Below are 16599 nucleotides of genomic sequence, written 5' to 3'. Positions count from 1 at the left end.
CCAAACCATCAATTTTTAAGTTATGACAAAAAGGTATCTACAGCCGTTACTATCATTCTTTCATACATTTCTGAATAAAGGACAGGCACGAAGTATTAAAGCCAAAAAGAATATCTTCACGTCCATTCTTATTAAAGGTGGTAGTATAGGCATTAGTCTACTTCTTGTCCCTTTGACAATTAATTATGTGAATCCTGATCGCTATGGGATTTGGTTAACCATTAGCTCTATTGTTGCCTGGTTCAGCTTTTTTGATATTGGCCTTACTCAGGGACTTAGAAATAAGTTTGCTGAAGCTAAAGCAGAAGGAGATCATAGTAGTGCACAGGTATATGTAAGTACCACCTATGCCGTGCTTGGAATAATTTTCACGATGCTTTGGGGATTGTTCTTTCTTATCAATCCTTTGTTAGATTGGAGCGATATGCTTAAAGTCTCACCAGGATTATCTGAAGAGATTTCACTATTAGTGGTCATAGTCTTTAGTTACTTTTGTTTGCAATTTGTTTTGAGGGTTGTAACTACTATTGTTACAGCAGATCAAGAGCCAGCAAAGGCATCGCTAATTGACCTAATTGGTCAGGTTCTCTCATTAATCATTATATATATTCTTGTTTCTACTACCCAGGGTTCGCTGGTTTATTTAGGGATAGCTCTGTGTGCAGCACCAATTGTAGTTTTAGCGGGTGCCAATATTTTCTTCTTTTCTGGAAAATACAGTATATACAGGCCGGTATTAAGCAAAGTAAAGTTTGAACACGCTCGAAGCTTGTTTAATTTGGGCGGTATATTTTTTATAATTCAAATTGCCGGAATCATTCAGTTTGAATCTGCTAACATTATAATTTCCCGCAATTTTGGACCTGTAGATGTAACAGATTATAACATTGTCTATAAGTACTTCGGGGTTTTAAATATGGCGTTTATGATATTTATAACTCCATTTTGGTCTGCATCCACAGAGGCATTTTTGAATCGGGATATAGAATGGATACGAAAGGGGATCAAAAAGTACAACCTCTTAAATATATTGTTCATTTTGGCCGGTTTAGTTATGTTATTGCTTTCAGATTATGTCTATAAATTCTGGCTTGGTGAAGGAACGGTCAGTATTAATTTTTCTTTATCACTGTGGGGTTTCATATATTTTAGTGTGATGATATTTGGGTCTAAGTATGTAAGCTTTTTAAATGGAATTAGTGCTTTGCGTATACAGTTCTGGGCTAGTATACTAAGTCCCTTTATCTTTATTGCCCTTGTTCTTGTATTTATAAAATATTTTGAAATGGGAGTTTATTCTCTCTTTGTAGCTTCGGTAATAGCGAATTTCAATGCGTTTATTATTGCTCCTTTACAGTACTACATGATAATCGTTAAAAATAAAAAAGGGCTTTGGCTCAAATAGAATCTCATATGGATAATTTAAAGGTACTGCATTTACAATATGCAACTACGTCTTCCAGTCCTGGGTATAGACTTCACGAAGCTTTTGTGAACCGGGGCGTATCTTCGAGTTTACTTTCCTTGTATAATGATCTAGATGAATCCAGCAATATTACCAGCCTGGGAAGAAACTCCAGATGGATTTCTAAAGCCAATAATAAGGCAGAAGGATTTTTGAAAAGAAATATGACATCTGAATTTGGTATTTTTTCATATCCAGTGCTCGGTTCTAATATTTCAGATATGGACATGGTGCGGGATGCTGATGTGATCTATATACATTGGGTTTTGAACGGTTTTCTCAGCCTCAAGAATATCGAAGAATTGATCAAGCTTAATAAGCCAATATTGTTTTTTATGCACGACATGTGGACCATAACCGGCGGATGTCATCATAGTTTTGGTTGTAATAAATATATGGAGGAGTGCAATAATTGCAAATTCTTTACAGGAGACAATCATAATGATCTGTCTACCAGTGAATTCAATAAAAAGAAAAAGTTATTTTCAACATACGATAATGTAAACTTCATTGCACCTAGCAAATGGTTATTTAATTGTGCTAAAGATTCGGCGTTGACAAAGGAAAAACCAGTGTTTCACGTTCCTAATTATCTCGACGGAAAAATCTTCAAACCATTTGATAAAAGTATAGCTAAAAAAATACTCAATATTGAAGAGGAAGAAATTGTTATAGCTTTTGGTGCAATTTCAATTGATAGTCCGTATAAAGGATGGAAATATTTGCAGAAGGCCTTGGAAATAATTGCTGAAGATAGCTATTTTAATAACGCAAGTATTTTAATATTTGGAAGTGGTTACAATCAGGAGATTGCGGATAGTATAGCTTTCAAAACACGATTTATGGGGTTCCTGACCAGTGATTATGCTACAAATTTAATGTATAATGCTGCTGATGTCTTTATGGCACCATCTGTCGCAGATAACCTCCCATATACTATATTGGAATCACATCATTGCGGCACCCCAGTAGTTGCCTTTGATACTGGGGGAATCCCAGATCTAATAAAGCACACTTCCAACGGCTATATTGCAGAATGCAAGAACTCGCAAGATCTAGCGAAAGGAATAAAATACTGTCTTGAAAATAAAATTAAGGGGTACGCCCTACCGGAGTTTGAAGGAGATTTAATAATGGATCAACATTTAGATATCATCCAAAGACTTTTAAACTAAGACATTCGCTTCGATGAATCACGAAATTTTGTATAAAGATCTATTTCTAGCTAAGAGGGATCGCCAGGTGCTTAATCTCTTCTGGTTCGGGTTTTTGCTTTATACTGCGAGTTATACAATTTCTACTACTGAAACTGTAAATTATAATGTCTGTCAGGCTTTACAAATCATCGGAATTTTAATTTTTATACCTACCGGCACTTACTTGGTGAGCCTGAATATTTCTAATAGATATCTACAGGCTATTTATGTAATATATATCTCCTGGTTGTTTATAGTTGTATTTAGAGGCATTGATTTCAACTATAATTCTATGAAGTTTATACTTTTTGATGCATGGTTCGGTGTTTTTTTATATTTAGTACCACTTTTTATTTTATTTCCGAAAAAACTGGTTAGTTATAAGCGCCTTTTTGACGTTATAATAGTTTTAGGAGTAATCTATATTGGTTATGACATTCTATTCATTAGAGAACTACTGCGCCCAGGTGAAAGTCTTCAAAGTCAGGCTATTGTCGAATATTTCTCTAAAACTTTGGCTAGTCCAAGCTTATTTTTAATACTTACCTATCGCTATCAGAACTTTCGAAAAAAAGTATTTGCTGTAAGCATTCTGTTTGTAACACTATTTTTCGCCATAGTAAGGGCAAGAAGAGGATTAATATTGATGGAATTGCTACCTGTGGTTTTGGTTTATCTACTATATTTATCTAATACTAATTCAAAGCTCTTCATCATACTTATATCCCTGCTTCTAAGTGGATTTTTAGCGATTTTTGGTATGGAAATTTTCAACGCAGGCCAGAATGGTTTGTTCGAAAACCTTATGGATCGAGGATTAGAGGATACCAGGTCTAGTGTGGAGACTTGCTTTTTTCGGGACATGGGAACGAACGACTGGTTAGTGGGTCGGGGAATGTTGGGGCAATATTTTTGTCCCGGAATTGATCCCGATAATATTACCGGCTACAGGGACACTATTGAAACTGATTATTTTCAAATCATCCTGAAAGGAGGAGTAATTTCGATGCTGCTCTTTCTATTGATAACAGTCCCTGCCATTTTTAAAGGGCTTTTCAATTCAAAAAATTTACTTAGCAAGGCTTCAGCAATGTGGATACTCTGGGCCTTATTCATAATGTATCCTTCTACAATACATACCTTTACTATGCAATACATTCTAGTATGGATTGCAGTAGGAATTTGTTACTCTAAAACTCTAAGAAATATTCCAGATAATTTACTTGAGGAATATTTTAAAGGAACTAAAAGTGTTGAGGAAGTAACAGAAAATATCCAGAGTCAATCTCATTAAAAGTATAAGAATGTCATTACCAAAAGTTTTAATTGTAAATCAACCATTCAATACTAACACAGGTGGAGGAATCACTCTGTCAAATCTTTTTAGCCGTTGGGATAGAGAAAAATTAGCGGTAGCATGCTCGGGTTACTTGTTGACTGAAAGTATGGATCCCAAACTTTGTAACAATTATTATCAGTTAGGATCTGAAGAACGGAAATGGATATTTCCATTTAGTTTATTGAGTAGAAAATACTATTCAGGTGCACTTGATATCAAACAAAAAGAAGGAACCAAAAATAAAGTTATCGTCGAAAAATCCAAATTCAGAGAAAAGCTGATAATGGATTATATGCAGCCAACAATGGAATATTTTGGGTTTTCACATTTTCAGGCTAGAACAGGTCTATCTCATACATTCTGTGCCTGGTTAGATAGTTTTGACCCTGATGTTTTATATCTACAAGCCAATACCAGGGAAGATATACTGTTGGGAATTGAAATTTGCGATTACTTGAAGAAGCCCATGGTTTTCCATATGATGGATGACTGGCCAACATTAATAGGGATCAATGGGTTCCTAAAGAACTTCTGGAAAGATCAAATTAATAAAGAATTCAGGGCGCTTTTGAATCGAGCAGATTTATTAATGGGAATAAGTGATTATATGTGCGAAGAATATGAAAGACGATATCAAAAAAAATTCATCACATTTCATAACCCTATTAATATTGATTTCTGGAAAAAAGCCCAAAGAGAAAATTATAAACTACCAGAAAATCCAACCATATTATATGCCGGAAGATTGGGCCTTGGTATCGATAAATCTCTAAAAAGTATTGCAGATGCGGTAGAAATAGTTAACAAGAATCTTGGAACATCAATTAAGTTTGTTGTTCAGGCACAAGAAGCACCAGATTGGATTAAGAATAATAAAAATATTGTACTTAATGGGTTTGTTGAATATGAAGAACTTCCTGTAGTATTCTCTCAAGCCGATCTACTTATACTCCCATATGATTTTAGCGATGAATCTTTAAGTTATATTCAGTATTCAATGCCTACTAAAGCTCCGGAATATATGGCGAGCGGTACTCCTATTGCAATATTTGCTCCTCAGGATACAGCATTGGTGAAATATGCTGAAAAATATGAGTGGGCCGTGGTAATTACAGATAATAAGGTTAAAGTGCTGGCAGAGAAATTAATAGAAATTTTCTCAGATCATTCACTAAGAGAGAGAATTGCGAATACTGCTAAAACTGTTGCAGAAACCAGGCACGATTCAGAAATAGTGGTAAAAGAATTTCAGAAATCTATTTTAAGCGTTCTCAAAATTGAATAATGATCTTGCGCTTCTGAAAAGTAAACTCAATAAATAGGTTGCTGAGACGAGTACTAAGAACATATCTGAGAATTATAAGAATCTTAATTGAATTGAAAATGGGAAGCGCAAATAGATATAAGATAAGAGAGGATATCAGAGTAATGAGACATTATTTAGATACTATTTCAATGAAATATTTATTTAGAAATGCATCTCCTAAAACAATCAAATGAGATTATTATTTATATGCTCAAATAACTACAAATCAAACTCCGGAGGCGGTGGTTCACAATGCACGAACAGGAATTACCTTTCCTTATGCCAAACGTTTGGAGACGAAATGGTTGATGCTATTCAATTGATCACCCCGGTAGAGAGAAATATTACTTCTGTACTATCGAGATTTCGAAATTACACACGAGGCTACAATGCTGGTATATCAAAAGAGGTATTAAATACCATTCTAGAGCGTTCATCTGAATTTGAGTATGTTTTTATAGATTCATCCTATTATGGAGTATTGGCTAAGTACTTAAAGAAGAATAAGTACGAAGGAAAGATTATTTGCTTTTTTCATAATGTTGAACATAAAATGAGCCAGGAAGAAATAAAAGCCAATCCTTTGAGCTTCTGGAGAAGTTTAATAGTGTACTATAATGAAAAAAATGCTGTAGAGTTTTCAGATAAAATTATTGTACTCAATAAGCGTGATTTAAATGATTTGAGCAAGATTTATAGCAATTTTTCAAACAAGAAAACCTATCAAATTCCTATTAGCTTTAAAGATAACTACACATCTGGAGAAGTAGACGTTGAAGAAGAGACTAATTTACCACCAGTTTTCCTATTTGTAGGTAGTACTTGGTTTCCAAATATTCATGGTATATCATGGTTTATTCGGGAAGTGCTCGATCATGTTGATATCAAATTACAAATAGCAGGCGGCGCATCCAATATTGTAAGTAAGAAATTAAACCATCCAAAGATCGAATATCTTGGTTTTGTGCCAGATCTTTCAAAAACTATTAGAAATGCCGATTTTGTATTAGCTCCTATCTTTATGGGCGGTGGTATGAAGGTAAAGATCTGTGAAGCATTGATGTATGGAAAAAATATTGTTGGAACGAAAGAAGCATTCATTGGCTACAATGTAGAGACCAATAAAGCCGGAGCTGAATGCAATACTAAAGCAGAATTTATAGAAACTATCAATGAGTTGACGATCAGAGGAAAAAGGAAGTTCAATACCTATAATAGAAATATTTTTTTAGAAAACTATTCTTTTGCCTCTACTTTGGATAAATTTAAGAGTGTTTTTGAAGAAGCAGAAGCTTAAACTTCACCGATGAGTTTGGATATAGTCGAAAGAAAGAAAGGAATCAGCATCATAATCCCTACTTTTAATAGAGCGGAGTTTGTTAAAGATGCTATTTCAAGCGTGATACAACAAGGTTATCCGGGTCCAATTGAGATTATCATATCAGACGATGGTTCTACAGATCGTACCCTTGCTGCTGCATCCTCATTTGGTAGTAAAGTGATAATACTAAAAAAGCCGAAGGATTGTAGTACTCAAGGAGCATCGGGAGCCAGGAATCGGGGTATTTTAAGTGCGACTCAACCCTTTATTTGCTTTCTAGATTCAGATGATTTTTATCTTCCTGGACATTTAGAAAAAATGGAAAATGCTATTAGTTCTGATGCTGAATTAGGTTTCGCACTTTGCAATTCTTTAGAAATGCTTAATAATAAAAAGGAGGAAAGATTTCGACGCTGGACGAAAACCAATATTGAACCACGAGATCTGGACAATCTTTCTATTACAACAATTCATTTTGCAAACAGCAATGGGTTTATTTTTAAAAAGGAAGTCTTCGAGAAAGTCGGACTTTTTAACGAGGACATTCAAGTAGGTGAAGATTCTGATATGTGGATGCGTATCAATGAAAAATTTAAAGGTAAGTATGCGAATCATTATGGTACTGTAATACGAATCCATGACCTAGATCAGCTTACTAAAATTCCGAAGTACGACCTAATCAAGGGACATTATAAAGTTTATAGAAGTGCCCTAAGGCGTTACTACACTCTTGGCTTGAACGATTCATATAGATGCCGCGCGCTTAGTGTACTTTCCTTAAAGTATAAGATAAGTCAGTGGCCAGTATTAAAGAATATTTATCTTTTTATGGCTAATAGGAAGAGTAAAAATAAAACAAATATGCAAGAGGATTCTTCTTGGAAAACCTTGAAACATTTCAGCGACCAAAACCAACAGCTAGTACTTGACAGAAGCTAAAACCAGTAGGTATAAACAATAAAATTGAGTGTAATGACTTTAGATACAAATTTTGATCTATGCGTAATAGGTAGCGGACCTGCTGGTATGATTATGACGATGGAGTATATGGAAAAACATCCAGAAAGTAGAGTGCTAATGGTTGAATTTGGATTTACAGGTCAGCCTAAGCAAAACTCTTTGGATGATTCAATTGATATTAAGGTTCCAGGTAATCACCATGAGCCCTACAATTGCACTAATAAAGGCTTGGGCGGTACTTCTCTTACCTGGGGGGGAAGATGTGTAATGTATGACGAAATTGATTTTTTAAAAAGACCATCAATCAATAATAACTGTACTTGGGATCTCGACTTTTTTGAAGAGGTCAAGCCTTTCGTTCCTAAGGCTACAAAATTTTTTGAATGTGGCGATCCCGTATTCGACTTAAAAAAAATTCCCAAATTTGAAGACACACACATTGCTGAGGATTTTACGGAAGGAATAGTCACAGATAGTCGAATAGAGCGTTGGAGTATGCCAACTCGTTTTGGTAAAAGATATGGGGAAACTCTGGAACAACTTCCGAACCTCAAAATTCTCCTTGGCTACGAAGCAAGAGATTTTGGAAACCTGGATGAAAATGGAAAGGTTAGTTCCTTGAAAATTAGAAGTGTTGAAAATAAGGGCTACGATGAGGTAAAGGCTAAGAACTTTGTGATTGCTGCAGGAGGACAGGAATCTACGAGATTACTACTTCGCAACACTCATTTATTTGATAGGCTCAAGCGTGTACCCCAGGCATTAGGAAAATTCTACCAATGTCACTTATTTGGAAAGATAGCTTCAATAATTTTTAATGGTGATCCTAAGAAGACAGATTTTGGATTTCTTAGAAATGCAGATGGGACATACATAAGAAGGAGGATGCAATTTAAGACCAGCTATCTTAAGAAAAATGATTTGCTCAATACGGCTTTCTGGTTAGATAATCCTTTCTATTATGATCCCAAACATAAGAATGGGTCAATGTCCTTCATGTATTTGACAATGCTCATCCCATTTCTAGCAAAAAAGCTTGCACCTCCGGCAATTACTCACACCATTACAAAGGGGAAAAAAATTGGCATTCAGAAACATCTTTTAAACTTAGCGAAAGATTTTCCTGGCTCTTTTATCACTCCAGCCAGGATTTTTTACAAACGCTACCTGATTGCTCGTAAACTACCTGGTATCTTCTTATTCAGTCCTACGAACAAGTATGCACTTTACTTCCAATCTGAACAGTTGCCTATTGCAGAAAACCGCATGGAACTCAGTCCCGAGAACGATAGACTAGTAATCAATTACGGTTTTACAGATAAGGATGTTGATTCTATAATTAAAACACACAAAGCTCTGGATAAGCATCTTAGAGATACCGGTTGTGGTAAACTGGAATATTGGCATAAGGAAGAAGACCTCGGTAAAGTCATTAAACAAATTTCAAAAGACGGTGTACACCAAATAGGTACGACCAGGATAGCTGAATCTCCGGAAGATGGGGTAGTAGATAGAAATCTCAGGGTACATGGAACAGATAATGTTTATGTTTGCAGCAGTTCAGTGTTTCCTACTTCGGGACAGGCAAACCCCACATTCTTCTTAGGTGCCTGTGCAGTTCGTCTTGCTAATCATATATAATAGATAATGAAAAAAACAGAATTAACGCCAGATATAAAGGCTTCTATACTCGGCTTTGGATGCGCGCCTATTATGGGATCTGTTAATTTGAAGACTGCTAAATATGCATTAGATATGGCTCTCGAGTACGGAGTGAATTATTTTGACATTGCAAGATCTTATGGCTATGGTGAGGCTGAGGGTGTCCTAGGTAAAATGATAAAGGATAGGAAAAATGATGTTTATGTAGCTACTAAATTTGGGATTATTCCAAACTGGAAAGCTGGTATGCTGAATCAGGTTAAACCCATGGTACGATATGTTATGAGCTTAAAAAAGGCCAGATCTTCACAGCCCACAAAAATTGGAAATCGATTTTTGGATCATGTTGTTCCTTTACGGCCTGACGATATGAAGAAAAGTCTGGAGAAAAGTTTGAGTGAGCTCAAAAGGAATTATGTAGATTTTCTTTTTATTCACGAACCTCATCATTCGATTGGTAATATTGACGAGTTGATTGTCACCGCAGAGACTTTAAAAAAAGAAGGAAAAATTAGGTGTTTTGGCCTTGCTTCAATGCATTCTCAAGAAGATTTGCACAATAGCTATATAGAAAGGTTTGATATAACGCAATATAACAATCCTTTGATTAGAACTGATTACAAGCAATTTGTTTCAAAAAATGCTGGACAGCCAAGCATAATCTTTTCACCTTTCTCCACTGGTTTAAATACGATGAATCCAGCCGAAAAATTGACCAAGCTGTTTCATGACTTTCCAAATAGTGTGGTGTTATGTTCTATGTTTAACCCTGATCATATTAAGCAAAATATTAAGCTTGCTGAAAGTATTAAATTTTGAAACGTCGTTGAAAAATAAGATACTAGCACTTTTGAATATTTCAAAATAGCCGCAATTAAGACAGAAATTTACAAATCCGAAGTCTATTCGTTCCAATTATTATATATGAAATGAAGTTAAGTATTTTTAAAAATAGTTGCATTCCTTGGTTACAATGAAGAAACCAATGGGAGCTAAATTTGGAAAAAGGGTAAAACCTCAAAAGGAATGAGTTTAGATATATCTGAAACTATGAAAGGAATTAGTGTCATTATTCCTGCTTTTAATAGGGCGAAGCTTTTAAAAGAAGCCATAATTAGTATTACGGAGCAGGATTATCAGGGTTCAGTAGAAATTTTGATTTCTGATGATGGTTCGACAGATGAGGTCTCTAAAGTGGCTTCATCGTTTGGACCTCAGGTAAAATTCATAGAAAAACCAAAAGACAGTATTCATAAGGGAGCATCATACGCCAGAAATCGTGGAATTTTGGCTGCAACTAAACCATATATTTGTTTTCTTGACTCTGATGACTTTTATCTTCCTGGCCATTTGACCAGGATGGTTGCTGCGATAGAATCAGGTCCAGACTTTGGATTTGCACTTTGCAACTCATTAAAAATGATAGATATCGAGCATGATAACAGGTTTAAGCGCTGGACCAAATTGAATGTGGAACCAAGAGATATTAGTAACCTCGCCATTAGTACAACCAACTTTGCTAATACCAATGGTTTTATTTTCAAAAGAGAAGTTTTTCAAAAGATCGGTCTATTTAATGAAAAACTTAAAAATGCGGAAGACACAGATATGTGGATTCGTATAAGTGAAAAATTTAAAGGTGTTCATGCGAATCATTATGGAACAGTAATTCGACTGCATAGCGACGCGAGGCTAACAGATGTTCCCAAACACGTTTTACTGGAAAATCATTATGAAGTTTTTAGCAATGCTCTGAAACGGTATTACAAGGATGGAATGGAAGATTCATATAGACTACAAAGATTATACTCTCTTTGTCTCAAATATAAAGTAAGCCAGTGGCCAATATTCAATAAAGCTTTCAAGACTATAAGTATACGTAATATGAAAAGAGAAGCTTATACAGCTGAAGATTATTCTTGGAAGCCATTAGAATCTTTTATTGAATAATCATAAAGTTGGAGAGTTGTAAAAGATCATGAATTAGATGAATTAGTATTACCTATTGAAAACATCAAATAAATTAAATAATTGGAAGTAAATTAAATCAAATACAATTTAGATAATATAGGTAATGCAATTTTACTGACAGAAAAGAGTAATCATATAAAGTATAGAATATAATTCTAGGAAACCTCAATTATCAGGAGAAAAGGATAACAACTACTGTACTTAAGAGAAAATAGCTTCTTCAAATGAATTTTTGATAAGTATTAAAATTGCTTGAATTAAAGAGAGTGTTATTATGGTATAAAATTTAAAATTCGTCTTTTAGATTACTTTATAATAATTGGAATATCTCAGTTATTTATTAAAATTTAAAGTGTAATTTTTAATTTTAAATTTTTAACATAAGCACATTACTGGGTTTCAGATATTTTGATGCTATCACTATTCTAAGAGAATAAAATTTTGAACATTGAATACTTTCGAACAGGCGGTATATAGATAGCAATTATTTTTTCTTTCAATTTTAGAAAGTGTTATTCTTATAGCTCAAGTATAAAGTTCTTATACAATCATAATATATATTAGATGAAAATATTAGCAGTTGCCTCTGGAGGAGGGCATTGGATTGAGCTTTTGAGATTATTACCTGCTTTTAAGGGTAATGAGGTCATATTTGCATCAACGAAGGACGGTTTTGCTGAAACGGTGCAGGATTTTAAGTTTTATTCCATTCCAGATATTAATAGAGATGAAAAGATAAAACTTCCAGTTGCTTCGTATAATATATTTAGACTTGTTCGCTCTATTCGACCAAACGTAATTATCTCTACTGGGGCACTTCCAGGATTACTCGCATTATTTGCTGGTAAAGTTTATGGAGCAAAAACCATTTGGGTAGATAGTATAGCTAATGCAGAAGAGTTCTCACTTAGTGGAAAAATTGCCACCAGATTTGTAGATAGAACCTACACGCAATGGCCAGAACTTGCCACTAAAAAACAATTGTTTCACGGAAATGTACTTTCATGATTTTTGTTACTATTGGTACCCAAGTTCCTTTTGATAGGCTTATTAGAGCGATAGATAAAATAGCTCCGCAGTTGGAAGGTCATGAAATAATTGTTCAGGCTCCATTAGAGAATTATGAACCACTTCATTTTAAAACTGTAAAATTTATAAATCCATTAAAATTTCAGCAGATATTCGATAGAGCCGATTTTATTATAAGTCATGCCGGGATGGGAACTATTCTGTCTGCAATGAGTAGTCAGAAAACCTTGATAATTATGCCCAGACGGCTAAAGTTTGGGGAGCATCGAAACGACCATCAAGTTGCTACCGCAAATAAATTTAAGTCTCTTGGGTATGTAAACGTAGTAGAAGATGAAGATGAACTACAAAACATTTTAACTAACAAAGAAACCCATAAATTAAAGGTTTCAAAAGAACTTGGTACTTATGCATCAGATGAACTGATTCAATCCATAGCAAGTTTTATAGCACAGGATGAATGACTGAAACTTACTAATTAATGGGATTCGATATTATTAATTTAATTAGATATTAGTTTGTTAGGTCTAAATTAATATTTCCGCCGTCTTCATCTAAATATACAGTACCTCCAGCACCTTTTTTTATAATCTCATTATTCTCTAAAGTATTAGCTGTGGCGCCTTCAAAGAAATGAACCGTAGTGGCATAGTTTCTCACACTAATCAAAGTATTATCGTAAAAGGTATTACTGCTACTTTTGTATTCCACATATAATCCAATACCACCATCCGAAGAATGAAAATTGTCTCTAAAAGATGAATTTTTAACATCGTTAAGGTGTAATGCATCGGCACTAAAATTATTATTAGAATATTCTAATCCATCAAGATGATATAGTTCTATCAAATGAGGGCTATTCCCGGTAACCGTACCAGAATTTCCCTTGACTATAACATCTTTCATATATAAACTTCCACCAGCTCTTCTATTCATAGATATTGGATTGTAAGCATTCTTTACTGTAGTCAACTCATTGTTTTGGATAAGAACGTTGTTCCATGCTACATTTTCAATGGCGCGATCTTTCGCATCTATTATAATATTGTCTGTGATTTCGGCATTCTTACCAGTACCACTCAGACTAATAGCCATACCGTATTTAGATTTAGTTCCAAGATTATTAAAATAACAGTCTTTTACTGTGACATCTTCCATTCTGAATACATCATCATAATCATGGTTCACCGTTTCAATAGCCATCCTTCCAATATCCTGAAAAGTACAGTTGATAATAACTATTTTTTTAGATCTATACGGACCTTGTGATACAAACTTTAATCCATTCGTATCTGTATTGGGACAACTGAAGGTGCAGCCCTCAAAATGAATATTGCGGGCATTTGCATTATTGAAATAAATCAAACCACCATAATCCGTTGCTTTGGCAGTAGAAGTACTTTTAAATACTATATTGTTAAAAGAAATATTTTCAGCATCTTCTTCGAAGCGTATCAAATTTTCAAGTTTGCCCTGGATTACTACATTATCAGCACCTGTGATGTTTAGATTATATATATCCTTTAAATTAATTCTTTCTTGTAATGTATATGTACCGGGTAATAGATATAGATTGGCATCAGATTTTAATTCAGAAATAAGTTCGTTTACGTTTCTGACTTCCTTTATAGGCGTTGTAGTTTCCTGGGTTTCCTGAAGTGAATAGTAATAATTTTGCGCAATTATAGAATTGCTACAGATCAAAACGAAGAGAAATGCATTAATGAACTTTCCCATTACAATATGATATAAGAATTACTTCCTGTTTTGCGAATTATACCGCCAGTATATATCTTGTTATTACCTTTAGAAATATCCTTTCCAGTCTGGCCATTAATTGAAACACCAGATGAACCTTTAATTACTAATAATACGCCGTGAACTTCTAAATTAAGCGTTTCTCCTACTTTCATTGCTGAAAATCCAGATGGAATAGTTAAAGTCGCTGATTTTGAACATGCTATGGTATTACCGATATCTTCAGTATTAATACTCCGCGATGAAGTTAGAGAAATTACTTGTGCTTTCTTAGAATATCTTTCTGCTGCTTCTTTCAGAATTTCTTCTTTGATTTTATCAACTTCAGCCTGAGTGTATATTTTCGGCGCATCCTTAAGACTGGAATAATTTCCGTCGAAATCATCACTTGCATTGGTATCCCAACCTTCGAAAACTATGCTGTTACCATTTTCTATAGAAAGTTTATTATTTTCTAATGTTAAGGACTGTGGTTTTCCATCATTGTTCTCTAAGTTCGCCACAAGATCATCTACTTCTTTACGCGAATAAAGGTCTGGTAGATTCTCCAGTTCCTGGTAATCGCCATTGAAAAGATCTGGTTTATTTTTAAGATCAGTATAATCTCCGGAGAAGTCATCATCTGCATTCATATCCCAATTTACAAAGCTGATACTATTACCTTCTGAAATAGAGACTTTATTCCCATCTAAACTTAATTGCTGAAATTGTTCACCATTATTCTCCGTATCAGCAATTAGATTTTTAACTTCAGTTACAGTTAAAATTTCAGGTTGGTTTATTAAGTCTTCGTAGTTACCGGTAAATAGGTCTGGCTTATTCTGCAGATCCTGATAATCTCCGGAAAAATCATCAGTGGCATTCATATCCCAGTTTTCGAAAATAACTTCATTTCCTCCAGAGATCAAAAGCTGATTTCCTTCTAGATTCAGCGATTGAGAAATACCGTTTTGATCACCAATATTTGCAATAAGTTCGTTGACCTCTACTTGCGTATAAACTTCAGGTTGGTTGATTAAGTCTTCGTAGTTCCCGGTGAATAGGTCTGGTTTGTTCTGCAAATCCTGATAATCTCCGGAAAAATCATCAGCGGCATTCATATCCCAGTTTTCGAAAGTAACTTCATTTCCTCCGGAAATCAAAAGCTGATTTCCTTTTAGATTCAGCGATTGAGAAATACCATTTTGATCGCCAATATTTGCAATTAGTTCGTTGACTTCTACCTGCGTGTAAATTTCAGGTTGATTTATTAAATCCTGATAATCTCCGGAAAAATCATCAGCCGCATTCATATCCCAGTTTTCGAAAGTAACTTCATTTCCTCCGGAGATCAAAAGCTGATTTCCTTCGAGATTCAGCGATTGAGAAATACCATTTTGATCACCAATATTTGCAATAAGTTCGTTGACCTCTACCTGCGTGTAAATTTCAGGTTGATTTATTAAATCCTGATAATCTCCGGAAAAATCATCAGCCGCATTCATATCCCAGTTTTCGAAAGTAACTTCATTTCCTCCGGAGATCAAAAGCTGATTTCCTTCTAGATTCAGCGATTGAGAAATACCATTTTGATCACCAATATTCGCAATAAGTTCGTTGACCTCTACTTGCGTATAAATTTCAGGTTGGTTTATTAAATCCTGATAATCTCCGGAAAAATCATCAGCCGCATTCATATCCCAGTTTTCGAAAATAACTTCATTTCCTCCAGAGATCAAAAGCTGATTTCCTTCAAGATTTAGTGATTGAGAAATACCATTTTGATCTCCAATATTCGCAATAAGTTCGTTGACCTCTACCTGTGTATAAATTTCAGGTTGGTTTGTTAAGTCTTCGTAGTTCCCAGTGAATAGGTCTGGCTTATTCTGCAGGTCCTGATAATCTCCAGAAAAATCATCAGCGGCATTCATATCCCAGTTCTCAAAAACAACTTCGTTACCCCCTGAAATCAAAAGCTGGTTTCCTTCAAGATTCAGCGATTGAGAAGTGTTTTCCTGGATGTTTATATCTGTAAATAACTGATCTATCTCTTCTCGACTGTACATCGCTGGCTTATTAGTTAAATCCTCATAATTTCCCGAAAAATCATCATTTGAATTTTTGTCCCAACCATCGAACACCGAATTTTCGCCGTTTATATATGCACTTATGTTTTCAATTTGGGCGGCCTGAATTGTTCCATTAAATTCCTGAGCAGATTTAGCATGTAAAGCGTAAGGCACACTTAGCATTGGACTAATCCCAGAAAGTGAATAATTCGATCCACCAGTAGGATCTGTTTGACTTTCGATAAAGAATGGTCCATGAGCCCAATCAATTTTACTGAAATCACCCTGTATCTTATTTCCAGATCCAATTTGCAGGGAAATTAGACCATTGGCATTTGTTTGTGTTGAATGTAATTCTTCATAAACACTTGAACCATTGGATGAACCTTGTTTGATAAGAATTTTGACATTAACCTCGCGATCCCCAACAGGAATGTTGGAGTTATCTCTTATAATACCTTGATAGCTGAAGTTTTCGGGAGTTTGAGCGTAAGCTACGCAATTAAGTAGTGCTATTAATATATAGCTAAAAATCCATTTCATT

The 16599-nt window shown here is 34.7% G+C and carries 13 protein-coding genes; 11 read left to right on the top strand and 2 right to left on the bottom strand.

The annotated features are described in order from the left end of the window. Positions 1 to 22: 22 nt before the first annotated feature. The 11 genes from ABVM50_RS03280 to ABVM50_RS03230 all read left to right on the top strand — a co-directional run bounded on the left by ABVM50_RS03280 (position 23) and on the right by ABVM50_RS03230 (position 12713). Positions 23 to 1405 carry an MATE family efflux transporter gene (locus ABVM50_RS03280; protein ID WP_405199946.1) on the top strand — a complete coding sequence of 461 codons (1383 nt, stop codon included), beginning with the start codon at positions 23 to 25 and terminating at the stop codon, positions 1403 to 1405. 8 nt (positions 1406 to 1413) lie between these two features. Then, complete coding sequence (locus ABVM50_RS03275; protein WP_405199945.1) at positions 1414 to 2640, top strand: glycosyltransferase; 1227 nt, start codon at positions 1414 to 1416, stop codon at positions 2638 to 2640. Between the two features lie 13 nt (positions 2641 to 2653). Then, the gene (locus ABVM50_RS03270; RefSeq protein WP_405199944.1) at positions 2654 to 3955 is read left to right on the top strand and encodes a hypothetical protein; all 1302 of its coding nucleotides are present in this window, start codon (positions 2654 to 2656) and stop codon (positions 3953 to 3955) included. 10 nt (positions 3956 to 3965) lie between these two features. Then, positions 3966 to 5285, top strand: a complete 1320-nt coding sequence (locus ABVM50_RS03265; protein WP_405199943.1) for a glycosyltransferase — start codon at positions 3966 to 3968, stop codon at positions 5283 to 5285. Between the two features lie 211 nt (positions 5286 to 5496). Further along, positions 5497 to 6603 (top strand): glycosyltransferase, encoded by a 1107-nt coding sequence (locus ABVM50_RS03260; RefSeq protein ID WP_405199942.1) that lies wholly within the window; start codon positions 5497 to 5499, stop codon positions 6601 to 6603. Between the two features lie 9 nt (positions 6604 to 6612). Then, entirely contained in the window at positions 6613 to 7566 is a 954-nt protein-coding gene (locus ABVM50_RS03255; protein ID WP_405199941.1) for a glycosyltransferase family 2 protein, read from the top strand. A gap of 33 nt (positions 7567 to 7599) precedes the next feature. Further along, positions 7600 to 9228, top strand: coding sequence for a GMC family oxidoreductase (locus ABVM50_RS03250; protein ID WP_405199940.1), 1629 nt, complete (start codon positions 7600 to 7602; stop codon positions 9226 to 9228). Positions 9229 to 9234: 6 nt separating this feature from the next. After that, positions 9235 to 10068: an aldo/keto reductase gene (locus ABVM50_RS03245; RefSeq protein WP_405199939.1), complete on the top strand. Its 834-nt coding sequence runs from the start codon at positions 9235 to 9237 to the stop codon at positions 10066 to 10068. A gap of 207 nt (positions 10069 to 10275) precedes the next feature. Continuing rightward, positions 10276 to 11199 (top strand): glycosyltransferase family 2 protein, encoded by a 924-nt coding sequence (locus ABVM50_RS03240; RefSeq protein WP_405199938.1) that lies wholly within the window; start codon positions 10276 to 10278, stop codon positions 11197 to 11199. Between the two features lie 585 nt (positions 11200 to 11784). After that, positions 11785 to 12228, top strand: a complete 444-nt coding sequence (locus ABVM50_RS03235; protein ID WP_405199937.1) for a hypothetical protein — start codon at positions 11785 to 11787, stop codon at positions 12226 to 12228. Beyond that, on the top strand, positions 12225 to 12713 hold the full coding sequence (locus ABVM50_RS03230; RefSeq protein ID WP_405199936.1) for a glycosyltransferase: 489 nt from the start codon (positions 12225 to 12227) through the stop codon (positions 12711 to 12713). Before ABVM50_RS03235 ends, ABVM50_RS03230 begins: the two co-directional genes overlap by 4 nt. A 49-nt stretch (positions 12714 to 12762) precedes the next feature. Here ABVM50_RS03230 and ABVM50_RS03225 read toward each other — a convergent pair whose 3' ends face one another. Beyond that, positions 12763 to 13986 carry a hypothetical protein gene (locus ABVM50_RS03225; protein WP_405199935.1) on the bottom strand — a complete coding sequence of 408 codons (1224 nt, stop codon included), beginning with the start codon at positions 13984 to 13986 and terminating at the stop codon, positions 12763 to 12765. Next, positions 13986 to 16598: a hypothetical protein gene (locus ABVM50_RS03220; protein WP_405199934.1), complete on the bottom strand. Its 2613-nt coding sequence runs from the start codon at positions 16596 to 16598 to the stop codon at positions 13986 to 13988. The genes ABVM50_RS03225 and ABVM50_RS03220 overlap by 1 nt, the downstream gene beginning before the upstream one ends. Between the last annotated feature and the right edge of the window lies 1 nt (position 16599).

The sequence above is a fragment of the Christiangramia sp. LLG6405-1 genome, from assembly GCF_045055805.1.
In the GTDB taxonomy this organism is placed as follows: domain Bacteria; phylum Bacteroidota; class Bacteroidia; order Flavobacteriales; family Flavobacteriaceae; genus Christiangramia.
The sequence above is the reverse complement of the archived record's forward strand: the minus strand, read 5'-3'. Positions and strand labels throughout refer to the sequence as shown.